The organism is Rhizobium leguminosarum (genome assembly GCF_010668065.1).
Classification (GTDB): Bacteria; Pseudomonadota; Alphaproteobacteria; order Rhizobiales; family Rhizobiaceae; genus Rhizobium; species Rhizobium leguminosarum_S.
Window position 1 is genome coordinate 392,078 of record NZ_WUEN01000004.1, and the last position, 26,907, is coordinate 418,984.

28 protein-coding genes, 1 pseudogene and 1 riboswitch are annotated in these 26,907 nt (G+C 62.8%); of the genes and pseudogenes, 15 read left to right on the forward strand and 14 right to left on the reverse strand.

Annotated elements, in window-relative coordinates:
* Positions 1–178 precede the first annotated feature (178 nt).
* Positions 179–823 carry a LysE family translocator gene (locus GR198_RS14045; RefSeq protein ID WP_029870505.1) on the forward strand — a complete coding sequence of 215 codons (645 nt, stop codon included), beginning with the start codon at positions 179–181 and terminating at the stop codon, positions 821–823.
* Positions 824–936: 113 nt separating this feature from the next.
* On the opposite strand, the gene GR198_RS14050 is transcribed toward GR198_RS14045, so the two are convergent.
* Positions 937–1,878 (reverse strand): MYG1 family protein, encoded by a 942-nt coding sequence (locus GR198_RS14050; protein ID WP_029870503.1) that lies wholly within the window; start codon positions 1,876–1,878, stop codon positions 937–939.
* A 227-nt stretch (positions 1,879–2,105) separates the two neighbouring features.
* Here GR198_RS14050 and GR198_RS14055 point away from each other — a divergent pair, with 227 nt between their 5' ends.
* Positions 2,106–2,597, forward strand: a complete 492-nt coding sequence (locus GR198_RS14055; RefSeq protein WP_029870502.1) for an HIT family protein — start codon at positions 2,106–2,108, stop codon at positions 2,595–2,597.
* A 179-nt stretch (positions 2,598–2,776) separates the two neighbouring features.
* Here GR198_RS14055 and GR198_RS14060 read toward each other — a convergent pair whose 3' ends face one another.
* The 3 genes from GR198_RS14060 to GR198_RS14070 are packed head-to-tail and all read right to left on the reverse strand — an operon-like array spanning position 2,777 to position 5,591.
* Positions 2,777–3,541: an ABC transporter ATP-binding protein gene (locus GR198_RS14060; protein ID WP_029870501.1), complete on the reverse strand. Its 765-nt coding sequence runs from the start codon at positions 3,539–3,541 to the stop codon at positions 2,777–2,779.
* Positions 3,538–4,578 carry a FecCD family ABC transporter permease gene (locus GR198_RS14065; protein ID WP_029870500.1) on the reverse strand — a complete coding sequence of 347 codons (1,041 nt, stop codon included), beginning with the start codon at positions 4,576–4,578 and terminating at the stop codon, positions 3,538–3,540. Before GR198_RS14065 ends, GR198_RS14060 begins: the two co-directional genes overlap by 4 nt.
* Positions 4,575–5,591, reverse strand: a complete 1,017-nt coding sequence (locus tag GR198_RS14070) for an ABC transporter substrate-binding protein (protein ID WP_029870499.1) — start codon at positions 5,589–5,591, stop codon at positions 4,575–4,577. The genes GR198_RS14065 and GR198_RS14070 overlap by 4 nt, the downstream gene beginning before the upstream one ends.
* A 178-nt stretch (positions 5,592–5,769) precedes the next feature.
* A riboswitch (cobalamin riboswitch) is annotated at positions 5,770–6,025 on the reverse strand.
* Positions 6,026–6,252: 227 nt separating this feature from the next.
* Between GR198_RS14070 and GR198_RS14075 the strand changes: the two genes are divergently transcribed.
* The gene (locus tag GR198_RS14075) at positions 6,253–6,855 is read left to right on the forward strand and encodes a tetratricopeptide repeat protein (RefSeq protein ID WP_029870498.1); all 603 of its coding nucleotides are present in this window, start codon (positions 6,253–6,255) and stop codon (positions 6,853–6,855) included.
* Between the two features lie 41 nt (positions 6,856–6,896).
* Here GR198_RS14075 and blh read toward each other — a convergent pair whose 3' ends face one another.
* Both blh and GR198_RS14085 read right to left on the reverse strand, forming a co-directional pair.
* Positions 6,897–8,177, reverse strand: a complete 1,281-nt coding sequence (gene blh, locus GR198_RS14080) for a bifunctional sulfur transferase/dioxygenase Blh (protein ID WP_029870497.1) — start codon at positions 8,175–8,177, stop codon at positions 6,897–6,899.
* Positions 8,178–8,359: 182 nt separating this feature from the next.
* Positions 8,360–8,728: a DsrE family protein gene (locus GR198_RS14085; RefSeq protein ID WP_029870496.1), complete on the reverse strand. Its 369-nt coding sequence runs from the start codon at positions 8,726–8,728 to the stop codon at positions 8,360–8,362.
* 69 nt (positions 8,729–8,797) lie between these two features.
* On the opposite strand from GR198_RS14085, the gene GR198_RS14090 reads away from it, so the two are divergent.
* From GR198_RS14090 to GR198_RS14100, 3 genes are all read left to right on the forward strand, one after another.
* A complete protein-coding gene (locus tag GR198_RS14090; protein WP_029870495.1) occupies positions 8,798–9,793 on the forward strand; it encodes an AraC family transcriptional regulator in 996 nt (331 codons plus the stop codon).
* Positions 9,794–9,918: 125 nt separating this feature from the next.
* The gene (locus GR198_RS14095) at positions 9,919–11,388 is read left to right on the forward strand and encodes a sensor histidine kinase (protein ID WP_029870494.1); all 1,470 of its coding nucleotides are present in this window, start codon (positions 9,919–9,921) and stop codon (positions 11,386–11,388) included.
* Between the two features lies 1 nt (position 11,389).
* Positions 11,390–11,734 (forward strand): response regulator, encoded by a 345-nt coding sequence (locus GR198_RS14100; RefSeq protein WP_029870493.1) that lies wholly within the window; start codon positions 11,390–11,392, stop codon positions 11,732–11,734.
* 105 nt (positions 11,735–11,839) lie between these two features.
* Here GR198_RS14100 and GR198_RS14105 read toward each other — a convergent pair whose 3' ends face one another.
* The 3 genes from GR198_RS14105 to GR198_RS36245 all read right to left on the reverse strand — a co-directional run bounded on the left by GR198_RS14105 (position 11,840) and on the right by GR198_RS36245 (position 13,168).
* Positions 11,840–12,322, reverse strand: coding sequence for a cupin domain-containing protein (locus tag GR198_RS14105; RefSeq protein WP_050573637.1), 483 nt, complete (start codon positions 12,320–12,322; stop codon positions 11,840–11,842).
* Positions 12,323–12,366: 44 nt separating this feature from the next.
* Positions 12,367–12,747, reverse strand: coding sequence for a VOC family protein (locus GR198_RS14110; protein WP_029870491.1), 381 nt, complete (start codon positions 12,745–12,747; stop codon positions 12,367–12,369).
* A gap of 157 nt (positions 12,748–12,904) precedes the next feature.
* Positions 12,905–13,168: a DUF1127 domain-containing protein gene (locus GR198_RS36245; protein ID WP_029870490.1), complete on the reverse strand. Its 264-nt coding sequence runs from the start codon at positions 13,166–13,168 to the stop codon at positions 12,905–12,907.
* Between the two features lie 176 nt (positions 13,169–13,344).
* On the opposite strand from GR198_RS36245, the gene GR198_RS14120 reads away from it, so the two are divergent.
* From GR198_RS14120 to GR198_RS14130, 3 genes are all read left to right on the forward strand, one after another.
* Entirely contained in the window at positions 13,345–15,357 is a 2,013-nt protein-coding gene (locus tag GR198_RS14120; protein ID WP_164022454.1) for a BTAD domain-containing putative transcriptional regulator, read from the forward strand.
* 107 nt (positions 15,358–15,464) lie between these two features.
* The gene (locus GR198_RS14125; protein ID WP_164022453.1) at positions 15,465–16,001 is read left to right on the forward strand and encodes an ATP-binding protein; all 537 of its coding nucleotides are present in this window, start codon (positions 15,465–15,467) and stop codon (positions 15,999–16,001) included.
* 189 nt (positions 16,002–16,190) lie between these two features.
* Positions 16,191–17,177 (forward strand): aldo/keto reductase, encoded by a 987-nt coding sequence (locus GR198_RS14130; protein ID WP_164022452.1) that lies wholly within the window; start codon positions 16,191–16,193, stop codon positions 17,175–17,177.
* Between the two features lie 314 nt (positions 17,178–17,491).
* Here the strand turns inward: GR198_RS14130 and GR198_RS14135 are convergent, their stop codons facing one another.
* Positions 17,492–17,905, reverse strand: coding sequence for a hypothetical protein (locus tag GR198_RS14135; protein WP_029870486.1), 414 nt, complete (start codon positions 17,903–17,905; stop codon positions 17,492–17,494).
* Positions 17,906–17,973: 68 nt separating this feature from the next.
* Positions 17,974–18,462 (reverse strand): hypothetical protein, encoded by a 489-nt coding sequence (locus tag GR198_RS14140; protein WP_164022451.1) that lies wholly within the window; start codon positions 18,460–18,462, stop codon positions 17,974–17,976.
* 145 nt (positions 18,463–18,607) lie between these two features.
* Between GR198_RS14140 and GR198_RS14145 the strand changes: the two genes are divergently transcribed.
* The 3 genes from GR198_RS14145 (at position 18,608) to ftsZ (ending at position 21,925) form a co-directional block, all read left to right on the forward strand.
* A complete protein-coding gene (locus GR198_RS14145; RefSeq protein ID WP_017988800.1) occupies positions 18,608–19,297 on the forward strand; it encodes a response regulator transcription factor in 690 nt (229 codons plus the stop codon).
* Positions 19,294–20,664, forward strand: coding sequence for a sensor histidine kinase (locus tag GR198_RS14150; protein ID WP_164069136.1), 1,371 nt, complete (start codon positions 19,294–19,296; stop codon positions 20,662–20,664). The genes GR198_RS14145 and GR198_RS14150 overlap by 4 nt, the downstream gene beginning before the upstream one ends.
* A gap of 241 nt (positions 20,665–20,905) precedes the next feature.
* Positions 20,906–21,925 carry a cell division protein FtsZ gene (ftsZ, locus tag GR198_RS14155; protein ID WP_012758070.1) on the forward strand — a complete coding sequence of 340 codons (1,020 nt, stop codon included), beginning with the start codon at positions 20,906–20,908 and terminating at the stop codon, positions 21,923–21,925.
* A 124-nt stretch (positions 21,926–22,049) separates the two neighbouring features.
* Here the strand turns inward: ftsZ and GR198_RS14160 are convergent, their stop codons facing one another.
* Positions 22,050–22,262, reverse strand: a complete 213-nt coding sequence (locus GR198_RS14160; protein ID WP_017961052.1) for a hypothetical protein — start codon at positions 22,260–22,262, stop codon at positions 22,050–22,052.
* 200 nt (positions 22,263–22,462) lie between these two features.
* Here GR198_RS14160 and GR198_RS14165 point away from each other — a divergent pair.
* A pseudogene (locus GR198_RS14165) lies at positions 22,463–22,600 on the forward strand (cell division protein FtsZ); the annotation flags it as partial.
* Between the two features lie 108 nt (positions 22,601–22,708).
* Here GR198_RS14165 and GR198_RS14170 read toward each other — a convergent pair.
* Both GR198_RS14170 and GR198_RS14175 read right to left on the reverse strand, forming a co-directional pair.
* Positions 22,709–24,250 (reverse strand): Ig-like domain-containing protein, encoded by a 1,542-nt coding sequence (locus GR198_RS14170; RefSeq protein WP_164069137.1) that lies wholly within the window; start codon positions 24,248–24,250, stop codon positions 22,709–22,711.
* 330 nt (positions 24,251–24,580) lie between these two features.
* Positions 24,581–25,405 (reverse strand): helix-turn-helix transcriptional regulator, encoded by an 825-nt coding sequence (locus tag GR198_RS14175; protein WP_164069138.1) that lies wholly within the window; start codon positions 25,403–25,405, stop codon positions 24,581–24,583.
* 90 nt (positions 25,406–25,495) lie between these two features.
* On the opposite strand from GR198_RS14175, the gene GR198_RS14180 reads away from it, so the two are divergent.
* Positions 25,496–26,380, forward strand: a complete 885-nt coding sequence (locus GR198_RS14180; RefSeq protein WP_164069139.1) for an SDR family oxidoreductase — start codon at positions 25,496–25,498, stop codon at positions 26,378–26,380.
* 257 nt (positions 26,381–26,637) lie between these two features.
* Complete coding sequence (locus GR198_RS35400) at positions 26,638–26,811, forward strand: hypothetical protein (protein ID WP_204337112.1); 174 nt, start codon at positions 26,638–26,640, stop codon at positions 26,809–26,811.
* Positions 26,812–26,907 lie beyond the last annotated feature (96 nt).

Below are 26,907 nucleotides of genomic sequence, written 5' to 3' on the forward strand. Positions count from 1 at the left end.
AGCTTAGTCTTTCGCGGGTGCAAGTCAATCGGTTCCACAATTTGGACGCTGGCCGGGCCTGTTCCAGTCCTCCCAGGAGGGTCCGTCACCCTCGAAGATTGGATATTGACGCCGCTATCGGCGACGACATACTTGCTCGAAGCCCCACAGTCGAAACCAGGCCCAGGAAAGGCGCGCAATGTCGATTGCTGAAATTCTATCTTTTGCTTTCGTCACCGCGTTGCTCATCATTTCCCCCGGCCCCAACGGCGTCCTTATCGCCAAGACGGTGCCGACCTCGGGGCGTGGCGCCGGTTTCGCCAATATTGCCGGCTTCGTCGCCGCCTTCTATGTGCACGGCACCCTGTCGATCTGCGGCATCTCCCTGCTGCTGGCGCAGTCGGCGCAGGCCTTCCTCGTCGTCAAGATGATTGGCGCCGCCTATCTCTGCTGGATCGGTATAAAGGCGCTGGTCGGCGCCTGGCGCGGTTATGCTGCCGTAACGTCAGCGACCCCTTCCCGTAAGGTAAGGCACCTCCCTCGCGCCTTCCTCGAGGGTTTCCTCACCAACGCCCTTAATCCGAAGGTGTCAATGTTCTACCTCGCGGTCTTCCCGCAGTTCATCCACCACGACGCCAATGGCCGGGCCGCGATCGGCGAGGCTTTCCTTCTGGTCACCGTCCATGCCAGCCTCAACGTCATCTGGTTCGGCTCGATGGTCATGATCTTTGCGAGGCTCACCAGAGCTGCGCGCAACCAGCGCTTCCAGCGCTGGCTGAAAGCCGCGACAGGCGTGGTCTTCATCGGCTTCGGCGCCAAGATGGCGACATTGCAGGCCGGATAGCGAAGACGGGCAAACCGCCTTCGTCACGGGAAGGCAGGCCGAACGTCCGCAGGGCGGCAACAGGATCAGCGACCTGCCGCCAGGACCGGATATGATGCTGGCCTCGCGCCACCTCAGCTGCCGCCATTTGACTGCGCCCCGATCGAAAGCGCCTCCTTTACCGCCAGTTCGGCCATGGCGAGCGCAGCGTCGCGGGTCCTGGCGGCGGCAATGAAGCGGCCGTTGTGGCAGAAGCTTGCGCCCTCAATGCCGCAAACCGCCTCCAGTGCACCATTGGTGAGCCCGGCCCAGGCCGCCGGCAAGTCGGCCCGGAGCTCGAACCCGTCCTCGGCGCGGCGGATGCCGGTCACGCACCAATCCTTTTCGCGCGGGTGGACGACGAACAGCAGGTGATCGGCGCCCGCCTTGACGATAGCGGGACGGAAGGGCATGCCCCTCGGCAATTCCAGAACGCGCCACTGCCCCGCAGCTTCGATTGCCCGATGCACGATCGCCTCGGCCCGCAATTTTGCGGCACTCTGGGCGATCCTGGCCTCGATGAAACTGCGGGCAATAGCGAGGGCCGCATGGAAGGCGCGATCGTCGGCCTCGGGGTCCGCTTCGTCGAAAACCGGTTTCAGGGTTTCCAGCAGCACCGGCAGCGTCAGCCCGGTCAGCGGCCCCGAGGGGCTGAGCGCGCCATTATCAGTCAGATCGATCGGCAGCACGAAGCCGGCGTCGAAAGAGCCATGCATCGCCTCGACATGTGCTTCGGGAACCTCGGAGGCTGCGAGATAATCACGGCCGTAATGCTTCCAGATCAGCCCGAACGAGCTGTAGGGCTGGCCATCGTCGCGCAGCGGCGCGCCGCGCTGGTGGTGATCGAATATCCCGGCAGCTGGGTCATAGGCTCCGCCGACATCGTAGATGATCCGGTCTTCGCCCGGCGTGATCCACTCCGGCGCCCGGCTGCGAACGATACGCGCCTGCGGGAAAAGCCGGGTCAGGATGACGCTCGACAGCAATTCATCGGCATGAAAGCCACCGGAATGGGTGACGAGGAAATCGGGGATCATCGGAGCTATGCGCCTTGTCGTTCGCGGACGAACCGCTTGCAGGTCGGCTGGAGATAGCCGTTGCCAGCTGCTATCTCAACCCATACCTTAGATCGGAGTCGATTTAAGGATAAAATTATGCAGCAATCCAATGTGTTACAGCGTCATTTCGCACGTCGCCAAAATACCGGTCTCTAGCTGGTTTCATCGAAGCCCCTGAAGGGTGCATCGGGAGTAAGAGGCAGTCCGTGGAGATCCCTCAGCACTTTCACGTTGTCGAGACGGCCGGATGGCTTGTGAACCACCGCATGAACTCCGCCCTTCCCGGTTACCTCATGATCAGTTCCAAGACCGACACCAACGATCTGTCGGATCTGCCCGAAGACGCTTTGGCCGAATTCGGCCCATTGCTCGCAAGGGCTCAGAGTACGCTGAAACGGCAATTGAATGCTCAACGCGTCTATATCGGCCGGTATGGACACACGCCCGGTTATCCGATCCATTTCCATGTGATCCCGATATATGACTGGGTGGAGGAGTTGTTCTGGAAGGACGCTCGATATCGCCTGCTCAAGAATTTTGTAGAGGGACCGGGGGAAACTGCAACGGATGGCGCAGAACTGACGCTGTTTGTCTGGCGAGAGTTCTGTGAACGCGCGGAGCCGCCGCCAGTCAGAGGGCCTTCGGTCTCAGAGGCTATTAAGTTGCTGCGGGAGGCGATGCGGTTTCCGCCGCTTTAGATCTGTGTACTCATGCATGTCGCCGAAAAAGCGGTTTTGGCAGGACGGCATGCATGAAGAGACAGCGCCGGCCTTGTGACCGCTGGCGATCCTATGGCCGAAAGCGAGGTCGAAGGTCTCGGCCGTCTCGACCAATAATCGCGGATCTCCTCCTTGAGATCGAAATTCCCGACCATCCGTCAATCCATGACGTACTGGATATGATGCCGGCCGTGCACGGCCGATTTCTGGACATGAGCGCGAACGCCGAAGACCCGGCCGATCATATCCTCGGTCAGCACATCCTCCGGCGCGCCGACGGCAACGACCTCGCCTTTCTGAAGTACCGCCAGCCTGTCGCAGAACATCGCCGCCAGATTAAGATCGTGCAGCGCGACGATGCAGGTGATGCCGAGCTTCGAGATCAGCGAGAGAATGTCGAGCTGATGCTGGATATCGAGATGGTTGGTCGGCTCGTCGAGCAGCAGTTCGCTTGGCGCCTGCGCCAGCGATCTGGCAATATGGACGCGCTGGCGCTCGCCGCCCGACAGCGTCTGCCAGAGCTGGCCCGCCCTCTCCTGCATGCCCACCCGCGACAGGGCCTCGTCGACGGCGGCGTCGTCTCCGGCGCCCCAGGACGACAACAGCCCGCGATGCGGCGTGCGGCCGAGCCGCACCACGTCGCGCACGGTCAATTGCGTATCGGTCGTCGACTGCTGCTCGACAAAGGCGACGCGACGCGCAAGGGCTGCGCGCGGCAGCGAGGAAATGTCGTCCTCACCCAGCCGGATGATGCCGCTGCGAACCCTGCGCAGCCGGCAGATCAATCTGAGAAGGCTCGATTTGCCGGAACCGTTCGGCCCGAGCAGGCCGAGCACCTTGCCCTTTTCCACCGTCAGGCTGACGCCGTTGACGATGACGATATTACCGGCGGCAAAGCTCACCTCGTCGATGCTGATGCTCATGCCCTCCCCCGCACGCGATAAAGGATGACGGCGAAGGCCGGTGCGCCGAAGAGCGCGGTGACGACCCCGATCGGCAGGATCTGCTGCGGTATGATGATGCGCGAAATGATATCGGCGCCGACCATGTAGATCGCACCGCCGAGCGCCGTTGCCGGCAGCAGCCGCCTATGCGCCGGCCCCACGAGGAAGCGGGCGGCATGGGGGATGACGAGGCCGACGAATCCGATCGAACCCACCATGCTGACGACGCTTGCCGTCATCGCCGCCGTCATGGCGAACAGCACGATCTGGACGCGGCGTACGGCAATGCCGAGCGAGGCGGCGGCATCCGTACCGAAGGCGAAGGCGTCGAGCGCCCGCACATGGGCCATGCAGATGACGAAGCCGGCAAGCGCGATCGGCACCGACAGATAGACATCGGGCCAGCGCACTCCGCTGAGCGAACCCAGCAGCCAGAACAGGATGCCGCGCGCCTGCTCGGCATTGGCCGACGTCGTCACGATGTAGGAGGTGAGCGCATTGAAGAGCTGCGAACCGGCGACGCCGCACAAGATGATGCGCTCGCCGGTTCCCCCCGCACCCGTCGCCAGGATGCCGACCAGCAGAAAGGCAATGACCGCACCGATGAAGGCGCCGCTCGACAGGCCGAGAACACCGTAGCCGAAACCGAGGATCATCACGCAGACGGCACCCGTCGAGGCGCCGGCGGAGATGCCGAGCACGTAGGGTTCGGCCAGCGGATTGCGCAGCAGCGCCTGGAGGATCGCGCCTGAGAGCGAGAGCGACGCCCCGGCGCTGGCAGCGACGAGCGCGCGGCTCAGACGATAATCCCAGACGATGCCCTGGTGGATGCGGCTGAGCTCGAAATCCGTTCCGAACAGGCGGTTCGAAACCGCCTCCGCCGTCGTCGCAAGCGGGATGGCGATCTCGCCGATCGAAACGGCAAGACTGATCATCAGCCCGAGCAGGAGAAGTGCCGCCAAGGTGAGCGCGACAAGCGCCCACCATCCCTGTTGCCGGACCGACACTGCCTTCACTGCGCCAGGCCGAAGGACTTGATGCCGTTCGCCAATGTCTCGATACCGTCGATCGTGCGGATCGTCGGGTTCATCGACTGCGCGTCCATCATCACGAAGTGCTTGTTTTTGACCGCGTCCAGTTCCTTGGTCACAGGATCGTTCTCGAGGAAATCGACCTTGACCTTGGGATCGTCAGCGGCGTAACGGCGACGGTCCATGGTCGCCAGCACGATCACGGCAGGGTTCGCCTGGGCGATGGTTTCCCAACCGACCAGCGGCCATTCCTCTTCCGTCGTGACGACGTTCTTCGCGCCGATCGTCTTCAGAATATAGGCCGGCGCGCTGTTTTTACCGGCGATGAAGGCGTCGCCATTGACCTCCTTGCTGGAGAACCAGAAGACGACGGGCAGGTTCTTGCCCGAGGCGCCTGATATCGAGGCGACAGCATCCGCCTCGCGCTTCTTCAGCTCCGAAATCAGCGCATCGCCGCGCTCCTTAACGTCGAAAATCTCCGAGAGCTCGGTAATTTCCCCGTAGATCAGGTCCATCGTAAACAGCTCCTTGCGCACGCCGTCGCCGCCATCGGTGTTGACCTTGGCGACGCAATCGGCCGGCGCGAGATAGGTATTGATCCCGAGATCCTTGAACTGCTCCCGCTTGCCGACCGAACCCTGAGCGCCGACATGCCATTCGAACTCAGCCGTCACCAGGTCGGGCTCCTGCCCGACGACAGATTCGAAGCTCGGATCATTGTCGGCGAGCCGTTTTATCTTGCTGTTGGCCTCGGCATATTGCGGCAGGACTGGACCGACCCAGACGGCCGTTCCGGCGATCTTGTCGGCAAGGCCGAGCGAGAAGAGCACTTCGGTCATGCCCTGACCGATCGAAACGATTTTGTATGGCGCCTTTTCGAAGGTCACCTGCTGGCCGCAATTGGTGATGGTCAAGGGATATCGGGTCGCGGCAAGGCTTGGTGCCGCAAGGCCGGCGAGCCCGAAGGCAAATGTCACGGTGGCGAGAATCTGGCGCATGGAAAACCTCGATGAAGGGAAAAATCACGGCCGTTCCGCGCATATGCGCGGACCGAAAGCACGCTTAGGAGCGCACTAGCCGCAGGAGGCCCAATCGAGACGGATGCATGCCGGGATTCGGCGAAGGTTCAGCAGGTCAATCATATCTGTTCCTTGTCCGGGCATCCCCGCCCGGTTGATTGGATCGTGATTGACGGCAGGTCTCCTGGCTTGCGGATATCCGTCGTTTCATCCTCCTTCCCGCGATATCTCGCAGTGGCAGGGCTATGAGCCCTTCAGAGATGGCCAATCGCTGGCCACTTCTGAGATGATCGACAATCCGCTTACAGTTGCGGGGGCAGCCACGGTCTCGGTCCCTACTGGGTCGTCCTCACCGTGTTCCCTATTAATCCCCTTGGAGTCATCTTCAGGGAACCGTCGCGCCCAGTTACGTCGCCCGCCCGCCCGGCGTCAATGATTATTGCGGAGGATCGTGCTGGCCCACCACGGCAAATTGCGAGAGCCCGAAACAAAACTCGCCAGCGCCCTCGCGCAAAAGCTATCGCCTGCGGTGCTGACGCAAGTGCCAGGGCATCCGTCGGCGTGCGTCACGACGGATTGCGGAAGGCAGCCCCCCGACATAACTTTGGCGCCACCGATTTCAACGAGGTTTGATTTAGCAATGAGCAATTCGGATAGCGCCGATCTCGCCACCGCCAGGATAGGCGCAATTCGCCCCGCAGCCGAACAAGGCGATGCGCATGCACAATTTGAATTGGGTCACATGACCGCGCGCGGAGAAGGTGTGACCCGCGATAAAGCAGAAGGCGCAAGCTGGATTCGGAAAGCCGCCGAACAGGGTCATGTCGATGCGCAATTCCTCCTGGCTGGCCTGTATCTCATGGGGGACGGCGTTGCACAGAGCGCACCCGAAGGTGTCGAGTGGCTTGAGAAAGCCGCCAGTCAACGCAATGCCGACGCACAGTATTTATTGGGCTTGATGAGAGAAGACGGGGATGGTTGCGATATCGATCCAGCAGATGCCGTCAGATGGTACAGCCAAGCTGCAGATCAGGATCATGCCGGTGCACAATACAGGCTGGCTCAATTGAAGGAACACGGCGTGGGCTGCGGGATCGATCTGACAGAAGCATTCAAATGGTACCGTCGTGCTGCACTTCAGGATTACCCGGATGCAAGGGAAGATCTACTCGGATTATGCCGTGCACATCCAGACCTGCCGCTCCCGGTGTCAGAATTGCTCGATGGCAAAGGTCGCTCCTGATACCCAGCTCTTTTTCCAGGCGTGAGCGTCCAGCCATCCCCCTACAACGCATCCAGCGGTATCTTCAGATACCGCCGGCCGTTCTCCTCCGGATCGGGCAGCCGCCCGCCGCGGATATTCACTTGTAGCGCGTGCAGCATCAGCTTCGGCTTCGGCAGCGTGCGGTCGCGCGCCTGGCGCAGCGCCACGAAAGCGGCCTCGTCGATGCCTGCAATATGCGGATTGGCGCGCTTCTGCGCCGCCACCGTGCTTTCCCAGCGCGGATGCCGGCCGCCCGGCTGATAATCGTGGCCGGAAAAGAGCCGGGTCTCCTCGGGCAGCGACAGGATGGCCTGGATCGACTGCCAGAGGGCGGCAGCACTGCCGCCCGGGAAATCCGTGCGCGCCGTGCCGGAATCCGGCGTGAACACCGTATCGTGCACGAAGGCGGCATCACCGATCACATAAGTGATCGAGGCGAGCGTGTGCCCGGGCGAAAACATCACGCGGGCTTTAAGCGCACCGATCTCGAACGTGTCGCCATCGGCAAACAGCCGGTCCCATTGCGAGCCGTCGGTTTTAAGCGCCGGCCAGTTATAGATCTCCTTCCAGAGCTTCTGCACATCGGTGACATGGATGCCGATCGCCGTCGGCGCGCCGGTCTTCTCATGCAGATAATGCGCTGCGGAGAAATGATCGGCATGCGGATGGGTGTCGAGGATCCATTCGACCGTCAGCCCTTCGCTTTCGATGTGAGCGAGGATGGCATCGGCATTGGCCGTTGCCGTCGCCCCCGACATCTCGTCGAAATCGAGCACCGGGTCGATGATGGCACAGCGTTTGGTCGCCGGGTCGGAAACCACATATTGCACACTGCAGGTACGGGGCTCGAAGAAGGCCTTCACATGAGGCGCCTGCCCTGCCCGCTTCTCCAGAAAGCGCCTCGCGCCGGCAAGATCGAAGCCGAGGTTTTGACCGAAGGCCTCGACATCCCCGGGCTTCATTCGCCCGTCGAGCACCTCGCCCAGCACATGGAGCGTCAGCGCCCGCGTGCCGCTCTTGCAATGGGCGACGACCGGCCCCTTGGCCTCGGCCATCGCCGCCTGGAAGGCACGGATATCGGCTTCGGTGATCTCGGTCCCCTTCACCGGCACGAAGCTGTAGGCGAGCCCGGCGGCGGCGGCGGAAGCTTTTTCCGCCGTATTACCCGGCTGGCCCGGCTCCTCGCCATCAGGCCGGGCGTTGATGACGGCAGCAAAGCCGTCTGCGGCGAAAGCGGCGAAGGCTGCGGCGTCGGGCTGCCCCGCCACCGATAGCAGTTCATTGACCTTCACGGATGTCATCGAAGCCCCCGCGCTGCCCGCACCAGGCATTATCGCACGTATATCGATACAATCTCACAAGTATATTGCCGAACGCAAGAATAGGCGCTTGGTATCCCTCCGCGCCTGTCGCCGGCCTGAAAAGCCTGACGACGCCGGCGGGAGACGCCGCCCAAACTCCCACTCGGCCCAGCCGTGCATCGTCAAAACGACAGCGTCGCAGCACCCTCCTTGATCTCGGCATGCATGGCGCTGGCACCAACGATGACGACGCCGTCGAGCATGTCTTCCTGCGTGTAACCGCGGGAAGTCACGCAGGGTGGGCAGGCCCAGATCGTGCCGCCGCGCTGTTGGAAACTCTCGATCAGGCTCGCGAGCGGATCGAGCGGCGGCACATGCGTCATCCGCTGGCCGCCCTTGCGCACCAGGTCGATCCCGGTGCTGGTGAGGAATACCGAGACCTTCAGCCCGGCGGTGATGCCGCCATTGGCAATGGTGAAGGCGACGGAGGACAGTTCGGATTCGATGCCCTTGGTGACGAGCACGACCAGTTTGTCGCTTTGAGTTTGCATAGTATTCTCCTTCAGTGGGTTTGAACGCACTGATGATAGGAGGGCGCGCGGCGCGCGTATTTGGCCGGAATGCGTGAAGCCTTGTCCGAAAATCCAGACGCTGCGGGTGTTGCGCGCGACGACGTGCTGTCGGCGCTACTGTCGACGATCCGCCTTTCGGGATCGCTGCAGTTCTGCTTCATGCCGACGGGCGACTGGCAGACCGATGCCACGCCGGCCTTAGCAGGCCTTTCGGCCAAGGCCTCGGGCACGATGCCGTTTCACATCGTTGTGGAAGGCCGCTGCTGGCTGAAGACGGAAGGCGAAGAGAGCGAACTGGAGGCCGGCGACGTGCTGGTCTTCCCCTTCGGCACCGGCCATCAGCTCGGCGCGGGAAGAGACGGCAGGCTGGTGCTGCCGACCCGCGACCTGCCGCGGAAGCCATGGCGTGAGATTCCCGTGCTGCGTTACGGCGATCAGACACAGGGCGTGCGTCTGCTCTGCGGCTATCTGCAGTGGGACGGGCTGAGCTTCGCGCCGCTTCGGCAGTCCCTGCCGAGCCTTATCCATGTCAGGACGCGGGCCGCCAATGACGGCGACTGGCTGCGCGCCACCATCCGCCAGATGGTCGAGGAGGTCGACAGGCCCCGCGCCGGCGGCGTCTCGATGCTGCCGCGACTGACCGAAATCATCTTCATCGAGATCCTGCGCCACCAGATCATGATGGCCGAGCCGCATGCGATCGGCTGGCTCGCAGCGCTCGCCGATCCCTCGCTCTCGCGCTGCCTTTCCCTCATTCACGACGATCCCCGGCGTGATTGGTCGCTGGAGCAACTGGCGGCGGCCTCGGGACTGTCGCGCAGCGCCCTCGCCGAACGCTTCCAGGCGATGCTCACGACATCACCGATCCGCTATATCAGGGACTGGCGGCTCTACCTCGCAAGCGTCGCACTCGCCACATCAGGCCAACCGATCGCGGCGATAGCTTACGAGGCCGGCTATGCCACAGAAGCCGCCTTCAACCGCGCCTTCTCCCGCGCCTTCGCCAGCCCACCAGCGGCCTGGCGCGCGACGGCGCGGGCGTAGAGGGTTATCGGCTCAACAAGCGCCAATGCTCAAGAGAGGTTGGCAGAAAGAAGCCGTGACACCCATGGGTGGAAAGAATCAAAGGATGCGCTAATTAGATCCACCATCAAAATCTGGAGCGCGCCTTGGATTCCGAATCCCCTCAGCCACTCACAGCTCGCTTTCCTGTCGGTGGCGGGGAAACTGGCCGACTGATCCAGACCCGCGACTGGAGCAAGACGCCGCTCGGTCCTCTCGACCTCTGGCCGCAAAGCCTGAAGACGGCCACCAACATGCTCCTGCTTTCACCCGTGCCGATCGTTCTTCTCTGGGGCGAAGATGGCGTGATGATCTACAACGACGCCTATTCCGTCTTCGCAGGCAGCCGCCATCCGGATCTTCTCGGTTCCAAGGTCCGTGAGGGCTGGAGCGAAATTGCCGATTTCAATGACAATGTGATGAAAGTCGGACTGTCGGGGAAAACGCTCGCCTACGAGAACCAGGAGCTGACGCTGTTGCGCCACGGCAGCCCGGCTCCCGTCTGGATGAACCTCGACTATTCGCCCGTCCTCGACGAAAGCGGCAAACCCGCCGGCGTCATCGCGATCGTCGTCGAAACGACGAAAAGCGTCCTTGCACAGCGCCGACTGCGCGAGAGCGAAGAGAGGTTCAGGGCGTTCACGACCGCGACGACCGATATCGTCTATCGTATGAGCGCCGACTGGAAGGAGATGCAGCAGCTCGACGGTCGCAACGTTCTCGCCGACACCGCCAATCCAACTGTCGCGTGGCAGGAGGCCTATCTGTTTCCTGAGGACATTCCCGCCATCCAGGCGGTGATCGACGAGGCCATCACAAGCAAGGGTGTTTTCGAATGCGAGCATCGCGTCCGGCGGGCCGACGGCAGCACCGGGTGGGTGCTGTCACGGGCTGTTCCACTCTTGAATGACGCAGGCGCCATCGTCGAATGGTTTGGGGCCGCGACCGATATCACCGAGCGGCGACGCAAGCAGCAACAGCTGGAACTTGTCGTTCATGAACTCAACCATCGCGTTAAGAACAATCTGGCGATGGTGCAGGCTTTTGCATTCCGCACCTTCCGGGATGCCGAAGACATCCCGCGTGCCCTGGACAGTTTCACGGCGCGGCTGGTGTCGCTCGGCCGTGCCAATGATCTGTTGACAGGCGAATTGTGGAGCAGCGCCTCCTTGAAACAGACGCTCGACCAGGCGACCGTCCCGCATCGGCCGGACGGCGGGCGGTGGGAGTTGACCGGAGACGAAATCCGGGTTTCCGCAAAGACGGCGCTGGCGCTGACCATGGCCTTTCACGAACTCGGCACGAATGCGGTCCGCCATGGCGCATGGTCGAATGATGGCGGCGCCGTCAGCGTCAAATGTTCCCTCCAAAGCATCGACGGAACGCAACGCTACCGCATAGACTGGAACGAACATGGCGGACCGCCTGTCGAACAGCCGAAGCGGAAGGGCTTCGGCACGGTCCTCATCCAGCGCGGCCTTGCCGCGGAGACGGGAGGCAATGTGGAGATTTCGTTTGCCGAAACGGGTTTTTCCTTCAGCCTCGACGCTCCGGCAGACCGTCTTCGGAACGAATGACATGGCCAAGCGTGTTCTTGTCGTCGAAGATGAAATGACCATCGCCATGATGATCGAGGATATGCTCGTCGACCTCGGTCACGAGGTCGTCGCGACAGCCGCGCGTTTGCCTTCGGCGCTGGAGGTTGCCGCCGATGGCAATCTTGATTTCGTCGTTCTCGATGTGAACTTGGCCGGACATCAGTCATTCCCGGTGGCCGCAATCCTTCAGCAGCGCGGTATCCCGTTTGCCTTCGCAACCGGATATGGGCCAGCGGGTATCGATCCCGCCTTTGCCGGCCGACCGGTGCTGACCAAGCCGTTCACAACTGCAGATCTTGCAGCTGTCATCGAAACTGTCGGCTGAGACCCAAGAGGGCCGACGCCCAAGTCCAAGAGCCGCTCCAATGAGACGTGTGGTGGTGGGCGATGGCGCGGTTGAGCTGGATCCGATCGACACCCTGATGGACGATCAGCGCGGTTGCAGGCCTGTCAATCCGAGGGCAAGCGTGATGTCGTTGATGATCCCCAGTCGCGCTTCGATCACCGCGATTTTCTCAGGCGTATCGGCACCAAAAGCCTCGATATCGATGAACATTTGCTCGCAGCCACCTGGCGTGACCGTGCCGAACATCTGGCCGGGTTCCTCGCCTATGTTTCGCCAGCTGTGGGGTACATGTGGCGGCAGAACGACGACGGTTCCCACAGGCGCGTCGAACGCCTCGTCGCCGCATTGGAATCGATAGAGCCCGCGGATGACCCGAAAGACTTCGATCTCCCGCGTATGCGTGTGCGGGGCCGGACCATGACCGGGCGGCGTGAAGGTTTCCCACATCCCGAACGCGCCGCCGGTCTCGGCGGCCGTGGCATGGATGACGATCCTCGCGCCAAACGGCGTCTTCGCCACGCGCTCCTTGCCGGGTAAAGAGACGACAGCATTCCTGAAACTCGACATATCCACCTCCCCCTCGATTGCATTCTTTGGGCAGAGCCCTGCGCTCACCCTTGCGGCGCCGGCTCATTGAGCATCGCTTCGATATTGTATCCGTCGGGGTCGAGAACGAAGCAGGCATAATAGTTCTCTTCATATTCCGGCCGCGGGCCGGGCGCGCCATTGTCCCGGGCGCCGGCTTCGAGCGCGGCCCGATAAAACGCCTCGACCTCCGCCCTGCTCCGAACCCGGAAGGCAACGTGCAAACGCGTCAGAGGCGGCTTGTCGTCGGTGTGCTGTATCTCGAACAGGCTGCCGCCGACATCGAAGGCCCAGAACACGCCCTCCTTTCCGAAGGAGAGGCGATAACCCAGAGGTTCGAAAGCGCGCTCATAGAACAATTTGCTCTTCTGCAGGTCACCCACTGCGATGGTGATATGATCGATCATACCGTGCCCTCCCTATCGTTCCAGCGTCCCATCATAGTCGAAATCGCCGCGGCGGAAAAACAGACAAAGCCCCCGGATAGACTGCCAATGCCGACCGCCATGAGCTCTTCCCGCCGCTCGACATCAGCCGACGCGTCCGCGCGGTCGAACATTCGGACTATCGCATCGACATCAACTTCGTCATCAGCCCTGCTTTGATTTCGAGCACGGGTCGATTGACTTGGGGATGGCCGATTTCATCCCGGGGATAACCGATGTCCCTCAGCTGGTCGGGCGTCAGATCTGCCAATGCCTTCCGTCTTGCGACGCTCCGCTGCCACTTCCTCAGTGCAGCGACGATGATTGCTACGCTGTTCGGCCTGAACCCGAACAACTGTCCTTTCGGCGCGCTGATGCCGGCGTGAGTTTCCGTGTGAGCCATTTTCAGTCTCCCATTTGTGAGCTTTGCAAGTGGGAGCCTGACACGCGGGCGTGTTCCGGCTGTTCGGTTCAGCGTGAACGGCCAGGAAAACTTCGACAAGCCGCCGCTAAATCGGTGTTAAATCGATCTGCCGAAATGCTATCCTGCAGCCGCTGTCGAAATCTGGGAGACGATCTGTGCGGATCAGGTTGCTGGGTGGCCTTGAAGTGACGTCCCGGGAGCACCGGCAAGTCCGTTTCACCACGCGCAAAACCTCGCTTCTCTTCGCAGCCCTCGTCCTCGGTGGCCGCCGCGGCTATCGCAGGGAACTGCTTTCCGAAGCCTTCTGGCCAGGACGAAGCAATGAGCAAGCCCGCAACAGCCTGCGCCAGGCGCTGGTCGATATCAGGCGATCGTTTCCGGCTGGCGGGGATGCCCCCGTCTACCTCAACGGGGACCAGGAAACCGTCGCGCTGATAACAGATCCTGATGAAACCGACATTTCGATCTTCGACCGTAAACTGGAGGCCGGCCGGACGGCCAATCTCGCGCTTGCCGCCGATCTCTACCGTGGCGAGGTACTGGCAGGCGAGGCCATTCCGGACGAATTGGACGAGTGGTTCGGCCCGTATCGGAGCACATATCAACGCAAGGCGCTGCAACTGGTGGAGCGGCTGAGCCAAGCGCTTTCCGAGCCAGGCACCGCGGAAGAATCGGCCTGCGAAGGACTGGCCGAAAGGCTGCTCGCTGCGGACCCGACCGTGGAGGCCGCCCATCGGGCGCTGATGCAGATCCACGCTCTGAGGGGCCACGAAAACGCGGCTCTGCGCCAGTACGAATCCTGCCGGGCGCTCTTGAAGAAGCATCTTCAGGCTGAACCAGAAGCACAGACGTCCTCCCTGGCAGCTTCGCTGCAATCGCGGCAGGTACCCGGACATCCGCGGAGCGCACCGGCCGCCGACGTCGGAGCGCAGCCGCAGGTCTTCCCCGCCTCGGCGAAGCATCACGACCGGCCATCGGTTGCGGTCCTGCCATTTCAGAATCTGAGCGGCGACGCGGAGCAGGAATATTTCGCCGACGGCATTGTCGAGGACATCACCATCGCGCTTGCTCAATTCCGCCACCTCTACGTGATCGCCCGGAATTCGAGCTTCACCTACAAAGGTCAGGCGGTCGACATAAAGCAGGTCGGGCGCGAGCTGGACGTACGCTATGTGGTCGAAGGAAGCGTGCGCCGCACGGGTGACCGCCTGCGCATTGCCGGCCAGCTCATCGACACGTCGACCGGTACACATCTTTGGGCCGATCGTTTTGACGGAACCCTGGCGAATGTCTTCGATCTTCAGGATCAGGTCGCCTCGAGCATCGTCGGCGCCATAACGCCGAAAGTGGAGGAGGCTGAGATCGAGCGTGCCAAACGCAAGCCGACCGAGAGCCTTGACGCTTACGACTATTATCTCCGCGGCCTGGCGGCCTTCGACCGGACGGTCACCAACCGATCGGTCATCGATGAGGCCTTGCGGCTGTTCATGAAGGCGATCGAGCGTGACCCGGAATTCGCCGTAGCGCATGCACGGGCGGCACGCTGCTATGCTACGCGAAAGAGCAACGGCTGGATGCTCAATCCCGCAGACGAGACGGCCGAAGCGACCCGGCTGGCCCGGAGAGCGGTCGAACTCGGCTGGGACGATGCGGTTGCACTTACCTACGGCGGATATGTCATCGGTTATGTCGGCGGCGACCTCGATGACAGTGCGGCCTGCATCGATCGAGCCCTCTTCCTCAACCCGAACCTGGCGGCTGCGCTCGGCGTCAGCAGCTGGGTGAAGGCGTGCCTCGGCGAGCCTGATAAGGCCGTCGAACACGCTACACTTGCCATGCGTCTCAGCCCTTTGGATCCGCGCCTGTTTGCCTGGCAGTTCAACATCGGTCTCGCGCATTTTTGCGCCGGGCACTATGACGATGCTGCCGCCTGGGCAGGAAAATCGCTTCGCCACCAGCCGAACTACCCGAGCGCCATGCGCGTGATGGCGGCGAGCCAGGCCATGGCCGGGCGGCTTGCGCAAGCCCGGGAAACGATCGCCCGCCTCTGCCTGATGGACCCCGCCCTCCGGCTTTCCAATCTCGCCGACGTGCTCCCACCCTTCCGGCGACCGGACGATCGCAATCGATATATCGAGGCTCTCAGGATGGCGGGACTGCCGGAGTAGCTGCCGCTTCAGCGGCTTCTTCCGAACGAAGGGGTCATGCCGGGTTATTGCCGACCCCCTATCGGCTAATTGCGAGACGATGCTGCTTCGTGCGAAATTGCCACGCTATGAATCACACGGGCGAAGTTCTCATTCTCACCGGGCCGCCGGGCTCGGGAAAAACCACGACGGCCGAGGCGCTCGCCCGCGAGCCCGGCTCACCGAAGGTCCACCTTCATTCCGACGACTTCTGGCATTTCATCAAGAACGGCGTGATCCCGCCCTATCTGCCCGAAGCGCATGAACAGAATATCGTTGTCGTCGACGTGTTGACTAAGGCGGCGGCTGGCTATGCCGGCGGCGGCTACTTCGTCGTCGTCGACGGCATCGTCGGGCCGTGGTTCCTGGAACCGTTCCGGAAAATCACGGCACCCCTCCACTACGTGATTCTGCGTCCGCCGCTCGATGTCGCCATCCGGCGCTGCCGGGAGCGCGGCGGCGACACGCTGACCGATCCCGGCCCTATTGCGGCGCTCCATCAGCAATTCTCGTCACTGGGCCCGTTCGAGCAACATGTCGTCTCGACGGAGGGGCACGACAGGGAAGACACGTTGCGCACGGTGATCGAGGCTATGCGCAGCGGCGCGTTTCGCCTGGCGTCATAGCGCAAGCCCCTCAGCTTTTGGCGCAAGCGGCAGACACTACCGGGATCCTTTTACCCGATCCCGGTTCGTCCTCTCCGAGCGAGCCGGGAAATTCATGAGCGGACCTCATAAGTTCATGCCGATATCTCCGGCTAATCGCCGCCGGGCTTTGCCCTATCTTGGGATCAAACCTGGGAAGGAGGACTTAAAATGATCAAGCGCAAGCTCGGCCAAAGAGGCCCTGACGTATCGGCGATCGGCTTCGGCTGCATGGGGCTGAACTACCATCGCGGGCCGGCGATGGAGCTTGGTGATGCCGTCGCGCTCTTGCGGGCAGCGCATGACCGGGGCGTGACCTTCTTCGACACGGCCGAGGCCTACGGGCCGTTCACCAACGAGGACCTCGTCGGCGACGCGCTGGCGCCGATCCGTGACGAGGTGGTGATCGCGACGAAATTCGGCTTTAGGGATGGCCGGCCGGAAGTCGGCCTGGATAGCCGGCCGGAACGTATCCGACAGGTCGTCGAAGAAGCCCTCCAGCGGCTTCGCACCGATCGCATCGATATCTTCTACCAGCATCGGGTCGACCCCGCCGTACCGATCGAAGAGGTGGCAGGCACGGTGAAGGATCTAATCAGCGCCGGCAAAGTGCTGCATTTCGGCCTGTCAGAAGCGGGCGTCGAAGCCATTCGCCGCGCCCATGCCGTCCAGCCGGTCACCGTGTTGCAAAGCGAATATTCGCTGTGGTGGCGCAACCCGGAACGGGAAATCCTGCCCGTCGTCGAAGAACTCGGCATCGGCTTCGTGCCCTATAGCCCGCTCGGCCGCGGCTTCCTCACCGGCAAGATGGACGAGAACACCAGTTTCGAAGGCGGCAACGACCACCGCAAGACCAATCCACGTCTTTCAGCCGAAAACCGGAAGGCGAACCAGCCGGTGGTCGATGCAATCGAGGCCATCGCCGCCCGCAGAAACGCCACCGCAGCCCAGGTCGCCATCGCCTGGCTGATGGCCCGCAAACCCTGGATCATCCCCATTCCCGGCACCACCAAGCTGCACCGGCTGGAAGAGAATATCGCCGCCGCCGACATCATCTTCACATCGGAAGAACTGGCCGAGATCGACGCGGTCTTCTCAGGCATCGAGATCCACGGCGACCGCTACTCGGGAACATCGGCAGCCCGCGTCACGCGGTGAGCCAGCGACACCGATCGTTCGATGCGACAGCATGAACATCCTCGTCTCTCGGGTGCGCCGGCGCTGGATGGATGCTGGAAGCAGCGTTGCGTTGGAGAATGCCGCATGCCCAAGAACAGGCGCGAAAAAACGTGCCAACCCCTCCTCCGTCATGCTCGGGCTTTGTCCCGAGCATCTACAGCCGGTGCCGCAGATCCTCGGCACAAGGCCTGACACGACGGAGAGCGGGGCGGCGTTAGCGCCAAACTGAAACCGCCCGCGAGAAAACGCGGGCGGCGGCATCATCGTGTGGCATCCGCCTCGAGCGCAGATGATCAGTCCTGGCCCTGCAGGCGGTCCATCACTTGCAGCAACAGATCGGCGCAGACCTTCATCGGTTCGTCCTCGGCGCACTTCAGGTCGATCCGGGTGTTCCCATCCTCGATCCGGAAATGCGCTGCCTTGGACGGCGGTGGTGGCGGCGGGCGATGACCACGGAAACCGCGGAAGCCCATGTCGCCTCTCCGACCATGCCAGCGGTAGTCGGGGCGATCTCCCGGCCGCGCATCCGGCCGGTCCGTCATCTGCTCATCGTCATCAGCAGTGGACGGAGACGGCGGAGGAGGAGGCGAGCCGGGTTCGGCCGCTGCCGGTGGAGTCCCGGCGGATGGCGGAGCGGGCGGCTGCTGGGCGAAGGCGGTGCCCGCAAGTGCTGCAAGGGCAAGACCTGATAGGAGAAGTCGTTGCATGGAAGCGTTCCTTTCGGAGTTATAGGGCGTGTCTGTAAACACCGCAGCGCGGCTTTGGTTCACGCCCGTCAGGGCCTGTGATCGAAATCTGCAAATCGTCTGTGCGGCGGACCTTTCGGCTGACGCAGCGCTTCGGTTCGTCCATCCTGGCGAACGAGGTAGCTCGCATGCACGAAGCCGTCGTCGAAGCGTCCCTGGACGGTGATGGCTTCATCCTTCGCGACAAGATCCCCGTCCTCGCCGGCCCGGCCGGTTTCAACAAGCGCCTTGCCGCTCTCGTCCTGCAACACGAACTTGTTGCCGTAGATCTCGGCAACCTTGCCCTTGATGGTAACGAGACTCGATGCCGGCATGGCCGAAATCGCCACCGGCGTCAGCGGCGCCATTTCGGGCATGGGACGCATCATCTTCACGGCGCTCGCGCCCCCGGCAGCGCCGATAACAAGCGCCACGGCGGCAGCGATCACGGGGATCGCCAGCCGGCGCCGGCGCTGTCCTGGCGGCACGGGCGTGGCTGCGCCCTCGGAATGCGCGTTGTTCTGGTCTTCGTTCGGCATATATCTTCTCCTTGCTTCAGTAATGGCCGCAATCTAGCCGCCCCGCCCCCTCGCCTGCCTGAACCTCTCCGTTCAGATTGAGTTAAGCTCGGCCCGATAGTTTTGGCCCGTCCCCTGAGACGCCCTGCTATGAAAGCCCTGCCCCATGCGCGTACTGCTCGTCGAAGATGACGAAGACCTGAGCGGCCGGATCGCCGCCGTGCTGCGATCGGAAAACTTCGTCGTCGATATCGCGCGCAACGGCGAGGACGCTCTCCATGCGGGCCTCACCGAACTCTTCGATGTTGCGATCCTCGACCTCGGCCTGCCGAAGATCGATGGCGTCAGCGTGCTGAAGGGCTGGCGCGAGGGCGACCGCAACCTGCCGGTTCTGGTGCTGACGGCGCGCGACGGCTGGCCGGACAAGGTCTCGAGCTTCAAGGCCGGCGCCGACGATTTCCTTGCCAAACCGTTCAAGGTGGAGGAACTGGTGCTGCGCCTGCGCGCGCTCGTGCGCCGGGCGTCCGGTCACGCCGCCTCGCGGCTCGTCTGCGGCGCGCTGGTCTTCGACGCCCAGCTCGGCACCTTCGAGCTCGACGGCCTGCCGCTGAAGCTGACGGCGCTGGAATGGCGGGTGCTCTCCTGCCTGATGCTGCGCAAGGAGATGATCGTCGACCGGCGCGAACTCACCGAGCGCGTCTATGACGGCGATGCCGAAGTCGACTCCAATTCCATCGAGGTCATCATCGCCCGCCTGCGCAAGAAGCTCGGGGGTGAACGCATCGAGACGATGCGTGGCCGTATCGAGACGGTGCGCGGCCGCGGCTATATGCTGACGGCAGCGGCGACATCATGAAAACGCCCTCCCTCAAGCCGAAGTCGATCGCCGGCCGATTGCTGATGTTCTCCGGCATCTTCGTGACGCTGGCGCTTGTCGTCGCCGCCATCGTGCTGTGGCTGGCGCTGAAAACGGTGGTGCGCGAGCAGGTCGACCAGCGTTTGGACACCCAGATCGGCGCCCTTGCCGGCGCGGTGACGCGCGACGCACAAGGCAAGATCACCTTGTCCGCGCCCCTCGATGCGCCGCCCTTCGATCGCCCGTCCTCCGGCTGGTACTGGCAGATCGATGGTGCAGGGCAGAGCCTGACCTCCCGCTCCCTGATGAACGGCACGATAGACGCGCCACCGCCCCGGCAGGATCTGCGCCATGTGCTGATGGGCATGCCGACATCAGGCAGGGGCGGTGATCGCGGAAGAGGGCCGCTCTATCTTCGCCAGGCCATCCGCAGCATCGACGGCGTGACGCTGACGATCACCGCGACGGCGCCGATGATCGCCCTCGTCGGCCCCGCACTGCGCGCCCTTTTCTGGCTGGTGCCCTGCATGCTGCTGCTCGGCCTCGTGCTGATGGCCGGCACGCTCTGGCAGATCCGCTTCGGCCTCAGGCCGCTGAAATCCATGGCGGCCAATATCGATGCCATCAACCGCGGAGAACGCGCCCGCCTGCCCGACGAGGCGACCAAGGAACTTGCGCCGCTCTCGGCGAAGACCAATGCGCTTCTGGCGGTCAACGAAGAGCGGCTCGCCGCAACCCGCATGCAGTTCGCCAACCTCGCCCACGGCCTCAAGACCCCGGTGGCGAGCCTGCTCCTAGCGCTCGACGAGAAAAACGATCCGCAAGGCGCATTGCGCAGCCTCGCCGCCCGCATCGACAACCGGATCAAACACCACCTCGCCGCCGCCCGCCGCGTGATGGCCTCGACGGACAACGTCGCCAGCACCGACCTCGCGGCCTCCGTCGCCGATCTCCACCGGGCAATCAGCCAGATCCATGCCGAGCGAAAGATCGCCTTCGACACCGATATATCAGAGGGCCTGCGCGTCGCCTGCGACGAAAGCGATGTCGAGGAAATGCTCGGAAACCTGATCGACAACGCCTTCAAATGGGCCACCTCCCACGTCACCCTCCGCGCCCACCGCGACGGCCCAACCGCCAGGATCACCATCGAGGACGACGGCCCTGGCATCCCCTCGGACCGCCTCGCCGCCGTTCTCCTGCCCGGTGTGCGCGAAGACGAACACGTCCCCGGCAACGGCTTTGGCCTCAGCATCGTGACCGAGCTGGCGGGGTTGTATGGGGGGTCGCTGGTGTTGGAGGCGAATGGGGCAGTGGGGTTGCGAAGTGTGTTGTGTTTGCCGGTGGCGGTGCAAGTGGTTGGGTAGGATTTTGGGTGGTTTGATTGGGCGGTGAAGATGGATATCGACCGATACTTGTCTTCTCCGCAACGCTCGACCTTCTCTGATGCCCTTCTCTCAGGACCGCAACCCAACTCCCTTCCCGATCATCACCCTCCCGCCGAGACGTCTTTCGCCTCGCCTCTGCCTTGTTGCTCGCGTATCCTGACGCCCGATTCGCCGTCCGCAAACGAGGGTGGGCATGAACGAAGCATCAAAGGAGAGCGCGATGACGGACGCCAAGAGCGGCATTTCGGGACTACGGCCGCATATTACAGTCATTGGCGTCGGTGGCGGTGGCGGCAATGCGATCAACAATATGATCGCGGAAAAGCTGGCGGGCGTCGAATTCGTCGCCGCAAACACGGATGCTCAGGTGCTGGCCACCTCCAAGGCGACGCGCCGCATCCAGCTTGGCGCGAATGTGACGGAGGGTCTCGGCGCCGGTTCGCTGCCTGAGGTCGGCCATGCGGCGGCCGAAGAGTCGCTCGATGAGATCATGGATCACCTGGCCGGATCGCACATGTGCTTCGTCACCGCCGGCATGGGCGGTGGAACGGGCACGGGTGCTGCACCTGTCATCGCCCGCGCTGCGCGTGCCGCCGGCATCCTGACGGTCGGCGTCGTCACCAAGCCCTTTACCTTCGAAGGCAACCGCCGCATGCGGATGGCGGAAATCGGCATCGAGGCGCTTCGCCAGGCGGCCGATACCGTTATCGTCATTCCCAATCAGAACCTCTTCCGCATCGCCGATGCAAAAACCACCTTCGCCGATGCCTTCATGACGGCCGACCGCGTGCTCTATGCCGGCGTCGGCTGCATAACCGATCTGATCGTCAAGGAAGGCCTGATCAACCTCGACTTCGCTGACGTGAAGTCGGTCATGTCAGGCATGGGCCGCGCGATGATGGGCACTGGCGAAGCCTCCGGTGAAAGCCGCGCGATGAAGGCGGCGGAAGCGGCAATTGCCAACCCTCTTCTCGACGATATCTCGATGCGGGGCGCCAGGGGGGTGCTGATCTCGATCTCCGGTGGTTCGGATATGACGCTGTTCGAAGTGGACGAGGCGGCAAGCCGCATTCGTGACGAAGTCCAGGAAGACGCCGATATCGTCGTCGGTGCGATCTTCGACCGCAGCCTCGACGGGAAATTCCGTGTCTCGGTGGTGGCGACCGGCCTCGAAGGCAGCCCGCTGCCCGCATCCGCGCCTCACGCCGCCGAGCAGATCCAGACGCGCACGCTGCAGTAAGCGCAGCGGCGCGACATATCCGAGCACGACAGCCTGCCGCGTCTCTTCAGACGCTCGGCGCTGTCGTGCTTCAATGTCATGCGCTCCAGGGAAATCGCCGCGATCACCGGTCGTTGATTCGCGATCACCTGTCGTTGATCGTGGGAAGGTGCGTTACGACCTCTACGCGGCGCTTGTCATCCAGCGGCTCAATGTGCTTCTGCCAGAAGGCCTCGGCCTCCGGCGTGTCATCCTCCCAGTGGCGGATTTTAACGATATTGTCATCGATCTTCGCCAGCCGTTTGCCGCCAAGCCGCAGGTATTCCTCCGCCAGTTCTTTCGATCGGGTCGTTTGCATGTCGTGTTCCTCCATAGGCGAACCGAAAGGCCGATCGTCGTTACCGGGTTGGCCGGCAATCGGCATCCCCGTTATCGGCGCTTCCGCGCCTTCCAGTTAAACAGTGCGGCGGGATCATGGTTCCAGATCATCGGCCGAAACCGGTCCACGCGGCCGCCTGAAGGCGTCGGCCGCTCTTCTGCCGGGACAGCCGGAGACGCCTCGTCGGGGCGATCTTCGACCGCAGCCTCGACGGCAAGTTCCGCGTTTCGGTGGTGGCGACCGGCCTGGAAGGCAGCCCACTGCCCGCATCCGCGCCTCACGCGGCCGAACAGATCCAGACGCGCACGCTGCAGTAAGTGGCCACTGTTATGCTGCTCTGTTCACCACGGCGCTGAGTGGATAAACGCCGCCACGCCCTGTGGAAAACGGGCGGGGCGGCGTTGGCATTCGGCTAGCAAAGACCGTCAGGCGAAGAGTATGTCCGAGATATTGTGCACCACGGAGATTTCGTCGATCCCGGTGTTGGTGATGTAGAGATTATCCGCCGCTGAGTCATAGACCACGTTGGTGATCAAGTCGTCTCCCGGTATGGCGATGTTGACGTCGACCGTTGTCTTGACCCCGGTTTCGAAGTCGAATGCCGTGCCGATATGCTCGCTGCTGGAGGAATCGCCGAAGAAGAACGTGCCGTCGACGGCAAAGCCGTAGCCGAGCCCGCCGGCGGCGAAGGTCTTGGACTCGATCGGGCTCAGCGTTTCGGGATCGATCTTGGAGACCTGCCAGGTGGAATCATTGATGCGGCCGACGACGTAAATGCCGGTCGAATCCTGCATCGTATTGACGGCCGTGAATCCACCCCAGTCGAACGTACCCGCCCCATTCTCGCCGATAAGGCCCGGGATTGGGTCGCCCCGCTGATCGGATGATCCGTCTGCGGCATCCCACTTTGCGAGATAGGTCTGATCGGGGAAAGGGTCCTCCTCGCCTCTCGCCTCGTTGGTTCGGCCGATGATCTCGCCGCCGCGGACCGAAAAATAGGTTCCGCCGATGTCATATTCGCCCTTGTCATAGTCGCCAAGAGAGATGGCGCCGCTGGCGTTGTCGGCTTCAAATGCCGCGGCGTTGTCGTAAATGCTCACCATGGAATCATCTGGGAAACCATGGCCGGAGCTGACATAATACTTGCCCGTTAGCGGATCGACCGCGACCCCCTGGAGTTCGTAATGGTCCAGGAAGGGGCGCACCACATCCGCCTGGGCCTCGACATGATTGGTGTTCAACGACTTCCCGTCCGTCACGCCGTCGACGGTCAGGGTGATCACGCCGGCATCCGCGTGACCGGCGCCGTCAGAGACCTTGTAATATTGGAGTTTCTCCGTGACATGCTCGCCATCGTCGAGGCCCGCCTTGACGGCCGGGTCGAGATCGTAGGTGAAGCTTCCATCGCCTGCGAAATGGAAGGTGCCGAATTCACCCGCCACGTCGGTCGTCTGCCCTTGCCCCTGACCGGCAGGAATGCTGGTGCCCTCGACCGAACGCAGGAAGAGCGCGCCCGCCTCTCCCGGGTGATCATTGGCAAGCACGTTGCGGGCCATCTCGCTTCCTTCGCGGAAGGAGAAGGCGTCGTCGACCGCGACCGGCGGGCTCGTGACCCCGTGAATGTCGAGCGTGAAGTGGCCGACATCCGTGTTGCCGGAGCCGTCGGAGATCTTGTAGCCGATCGTCTCCGTCAGGGTCATGCCGTCAACGAAGCCCGCCTTGGCCGCCTCGTTCAGCGTATAGGTATAAGAGCCGTCGGCCTTGACGTGGAACGTGCCGTATTCACCCTCGATATCGGTGACCTGCCCGTCCCTCTTGGCAAGAACCCGCTCGCCGTCGAAGAAGTTGAGAAACACGTTGCCGGAGCCCCCGGCCAGATCATTATCCAGCAGATTGCCTGAAATCACGTCATTCTCGGAAGCTCTGCTGACATCATCGACCGCCACAGGTTTTGCAAGCACTGTCATGGATATCTCCTTCAAGATCCATTCGCCTTGGTCTATCGGGAGAAAAGCAGGTGAGACCGGATCGGTCAATAAATTTTCTAGCAGGAGTAGTATTTTAGCTTTTCGCAGCTTTGTCATGTTTGGAGGCTTCGCCCCAGGCGGATGCCTCCGACGCAGACAGCACCATCAAGACCGACGCGGCGACCAAGACCGCGGCACGACATGAATTCATTGAAATCCCCCATCCGCGCAGCATCAATCTCGCGCGCGTCGATGCACAGCATGACTGCAGATTTGTCCGGATTGAGGCGATGAAGGCCGCTATATCATCGATCGACCAATGCCCTCACCTCACCCTACCAACCTCCTGATCTTCGCCGCATCCTCCGCCGTCGACGGGTTGTAGACCACCATGCTGAGATCCGGCCGGCCATCCACCTGGAAGGCGGAATATTCGAAAGCGAGTGGGCCGAGAATGGGGTGGCGGATGTGCTTGGCGCCCTCGCCGTGGGTGCGCACGTCGTTATCCCTCCACATCGCCAGGAATTCGGGGCTCTTGCGGCAGAGTTCGTCGACGAGGGGCTCGACCTCGGCTGCAGCACCGGCGCGGGCCGCATCCACGCGGAAGGCGGCGACGACGAAGCGGGCGACACTTTCCCAGTCGTACTGGGCGGCGCGTACGCGCGGATCGAGGAAGATGAAGCGCAGCACGTTGCGCTCTTCCGGCGGCAGCGCGCCGTAATCGGTCAGAAGCACAGTCGCCGCCCTGTTCCAGGCAATCACGTCCCAGATCGCGTTGCGGATCAGCGCCGGGCTCGGGTCGAGCGCATCGAGCACGCCCTGCAACCTCGGCGTCACGCCCTCTTGCCTGTGGTAACGCACCTCGGGCGGCCGGCCGAGACCGATGAGGAAGAGATGTTCGCGCTCGACATCCGTCAGCATCAGCGCGCGAGAGATCCGGTCGAGCACGTCGGCAGACGGCGCCCCGCCACGGCCCTGCTCCAGCCAAGTGTACCAGGTCGGGCTGATATTGGCGCGGCCCGCCACCTCTTCACGCCGCAGGCCAGGCGTTCGCCGCCTCTCTCCCGCAAAGCCGAAGGCGGCAGGATCGAGCCTGACGCGGCGGTCCTTCAGATAGGTGCCGAGCCGATTGTCCGAGGTGACGAATTCACCCATCCTGTTAGCCTCTATACCATGATAATGTCACTACTTTACCATGATACCGGCAGCGCCGATATGTGTCTTCAGCAAAACTGGAGATATCACATGCGCGTATTCGTCACTGGAGCCACCGGCTGGGTCGGCTCAGCCGTCGTCAATGAACTGATCGCCGCCGGGCACAAGGTGTTGGGCCTCACCCGCTCGGACAAGGGAGCGGATCAACTGGCGGCCGCAGGCGCCGCAGTCCATCGCGGCACGCTCGATGACCTGGAAAGTCTGAAGAGCGGTGCGGCTGAGGCGGACGCCGTGATCCATACGGCATTCAACCACGATTTCTCGAAATTCGCCGAGAACTGCGCCGCCGATCGGCGCGCCATCGAGGCGCTCGGCGAAGCCCTCCAAGGCTCCGATCGTCCGCTGCTGGTCACAGCCGGCCTCGGCTTTGCCCCCGGCCGTGTCGGCACCGAGAAGGATCCGCCCATGCCGACGTCGGAGACCTACCCTCGCGCCTCCGAAATCACCGCGGTATCGCTTGTCGCGCGTGGCGTGCGCGCCTCCACCGTCCGGCTCCCGCCCTCGGTGCATGGCCATGGCGACCACGGCTTCGTGCCGATCCTGATCGATTTGGCTCGGCGAAAGGGCGTCTCCGCCTATATCGGCGAAGGGCAGAACCGCTGGCCGGCCGTGCACCGGCTCGATGCCGCCCGGATTTATCGGCTGGCGATCGAGCGCGGCGCCGTCGGCGGCCCATTCCTGGCAGTCGCGGAAGAGGGAGTTGCCTTTAGGCAGATCGCCGAGGTCATCGGCCGGCGGCTCGATCTGCCCGCCGTGTCGCTCTCACCAGAAGAAGCGGCCGAGCATTTCGGCTGGTTCGCCATGTTCGCCGGCTTCGACGTGCCCACTTCGAGCGAGCACACTCGCACGCTTCTTGGTTGGCAGCCGCAGGAACCCGGCCTGCTCGCCGATATCGACCACCCGGCCTATTTTTAAGAGAGCCCTATCCTTGCTGAGGCGCCCAGGGCCTCGAAGGACGAGCCGGGTGCACCGACACTCCAAGGAATGCAAGGTGCAGCGTTGGAGCGCGTCCTTCGAGGCTCCGCCCTGTGGGCTGCGCGCCTCAGGATGAGGGCCGTAGCGGATGCCGCTTTCAATACCGAGCGTTGGAGGATGCCCGGCCGCCAGAAAATATGGAACAGTGTCGTCCGCCATCGGTTGACCATTGGTCCACCTCAAACATGGAGCCGAAAATGAGCAAGACCAACGTTCGTGAACTTCAGAAACGCGCCGAACGGCAAGTCAAGAACACCAGCGCCGGCGGCCATCTCGGCGGCACATATTTCGGACAGCAACCGGACGGAAAAACCGCCTCGTCGACCACCAACGACAGCGCCAAGGCGCGGCCGAATGACGGAAGCAACTGAGTTGTTTCCGCCGCCACGCGAAAGAATCCTTTTGCGGATTACTTCATTCACGGCGCAGACGCGCCGTGGCTGGACTCCTGTGACATCCCTCGGGTC

Coding starts and splice junctions, on each gene's coding strand:
- GR198_RS14045 (WP_029870505.1), top strand. CDS start 179: ATGTCGATTGCTGAAATTCTATCTTTTGCTTTCGTCACCGCGTTGCTC.
- GR198_RS14050 (WP_029870503.1), bottom strand. CDS start 1,878: ATGATCCCCGATTTCCTCGTCACCCATTCCGGTGGCTTTCATGCCGAT.
- GR198_RS14060 (WP_029870501.1), bottom strand. CDS start 3,541: ATGAGCATCAGCATCGACGAGGTGAGCTTTGCCGCCGGTAATATCGTC.
- GR198_RS14070 (WP_029870499.1), bottom strand. CDS start 5,591: ATGCGCCAGATTCTCGCCACCGTGACATTTGCCTTCGGGCTCGCCGGC.
- GR198_RS14075 (WP_029870498.1), top strand. CDS start 6,253: ATGAGCAATTCGGATAGCGCCGATCTCGCCACCGCCAGGATAGGCGCA.
- blh (WP_029870497.1), bottom strand. CDS start 8,177: ATGACATCCGTGAAGGTCAATGAACTGCTATCGGTGGCGGGGCAGCCC.
- GR198_RS14085 (WP_029870496.1), bottom strand. CDS start 8,728: ATGCAAACTCAAAGCGACAAACTGGTCGTGCTCGTCACCAAGGGCATC.
- GR198_RS14090 (WP_029870495.1), top strand. CDS start 8,798: ATGCGTGAAGCCTTGTCCGAAAATCCAGACGCTGCGGGTGTTGCGCGC.
- GR198_RS14100 (WP_029870493.1), top strand. CDS start 11,390: ATGGCCAAGCGTGTTCTTGTCGTCGAAGATGAAATGACCATCGCCATG.
- GR198_RS14105 (WP_050573637.1), bottom strand. CDS start 12,322: ATGTCGAGTTTCAGGAATGCTGTCGTCTCTTTACCCGGCAAGGAGCGC.
- GR198_RS14110 (WP_029870491.1), bottom strand. CDS start 12,747: ATGATCGATCATATCACCATCGCAGTGGGTGACCTGCAGAAGAGCAAA.
- GR198_RS36245 (WP_029870490.1), bottom strand. CDS start 13,168: ATGGCTCACACGGAAACTCACGCCGGCATCAGCGCGCCGAAAGGACAG.
- GR198_RS14125 (WP_164022453.1), top strand. CDS start 15,465: ATGAATCACACGGGCGAAGTTCTCATTCTCACCGGGCCGCCGGGCTCG.
- GR198_RS14130 (WP_164022452.1), top strand. CDS start 16,191: ATGATCAAGCGCAAGCTCGGCCAAAGAGGCCCTGACGTATCGGCGATC.
- GR198_RS14135 (WP_029870486.1), bottom strand. CDS start 17,905: ATGCAACGACTTCTCCTATCAGGTCTTGCCCTTGCAGCACTTGCGGGC.
- GR198_RS14140 (WP_164022451.1), bottom strand. CDS start 18,462: ATGCCGAACGAAGACCAGAACAACGCGCATTCCGAGGGCGCAGCCACG.
- GR198_RS14145 (WP_017988800.1), top strand. CDS start 18,608: ATGCGCGTACTGCTCGTCGAAGATGACGAAGACCTGAGCGGCCGGATC.
- GR198_RS14150 (WP_164069136.1), top strand. CDS start 19,294: ATGAAAACGCCCTCCCTCAAGCCGAAGTCGATCGCCGGCCGATTGCTG.
- ftsZ (WP_012758070.1), top strand. CDS start 20,906: ATGACGGACGCCAAGAGCGGCATTTCGGGACTACGGCCGCATATTACA.
- GR198_RS14160 (WP_017961052.1), bottom strand. CDS start 22,262: ATGCAAACGACCCGATCGAAAGAACTGGCGGAGGAATACCTGCGGCTT.
- GR198_RS14170 (WP_164069137.1), bottom strand. CDS start 24,250: ATGACAGTGCTTGCAAAACCTGTGGCGGTCGATGATGTCAGCAGAGCT.
- GR198_RS14175 (WP_164069138.1), bottom strand. CDS start 25,405: ATGGGTGAATTCGTCACCTCGGACAATCGGCTCGGCACCTATCTGAAG.
- GR198_RS14180 (WP_164069139.1), top strand. CDS start 25,496: ATGCGCGTATTCGTCACTGGAGCCACCGGCTGGGTCGGCTCAGCCGTC.
- GR198_RS35400 (WP_204337112.1), top strand. CDS start 26,638: ATGAGCAAGACCAACGTTCGTGAACTTCAGAAACGCGCCGAACGGCAA.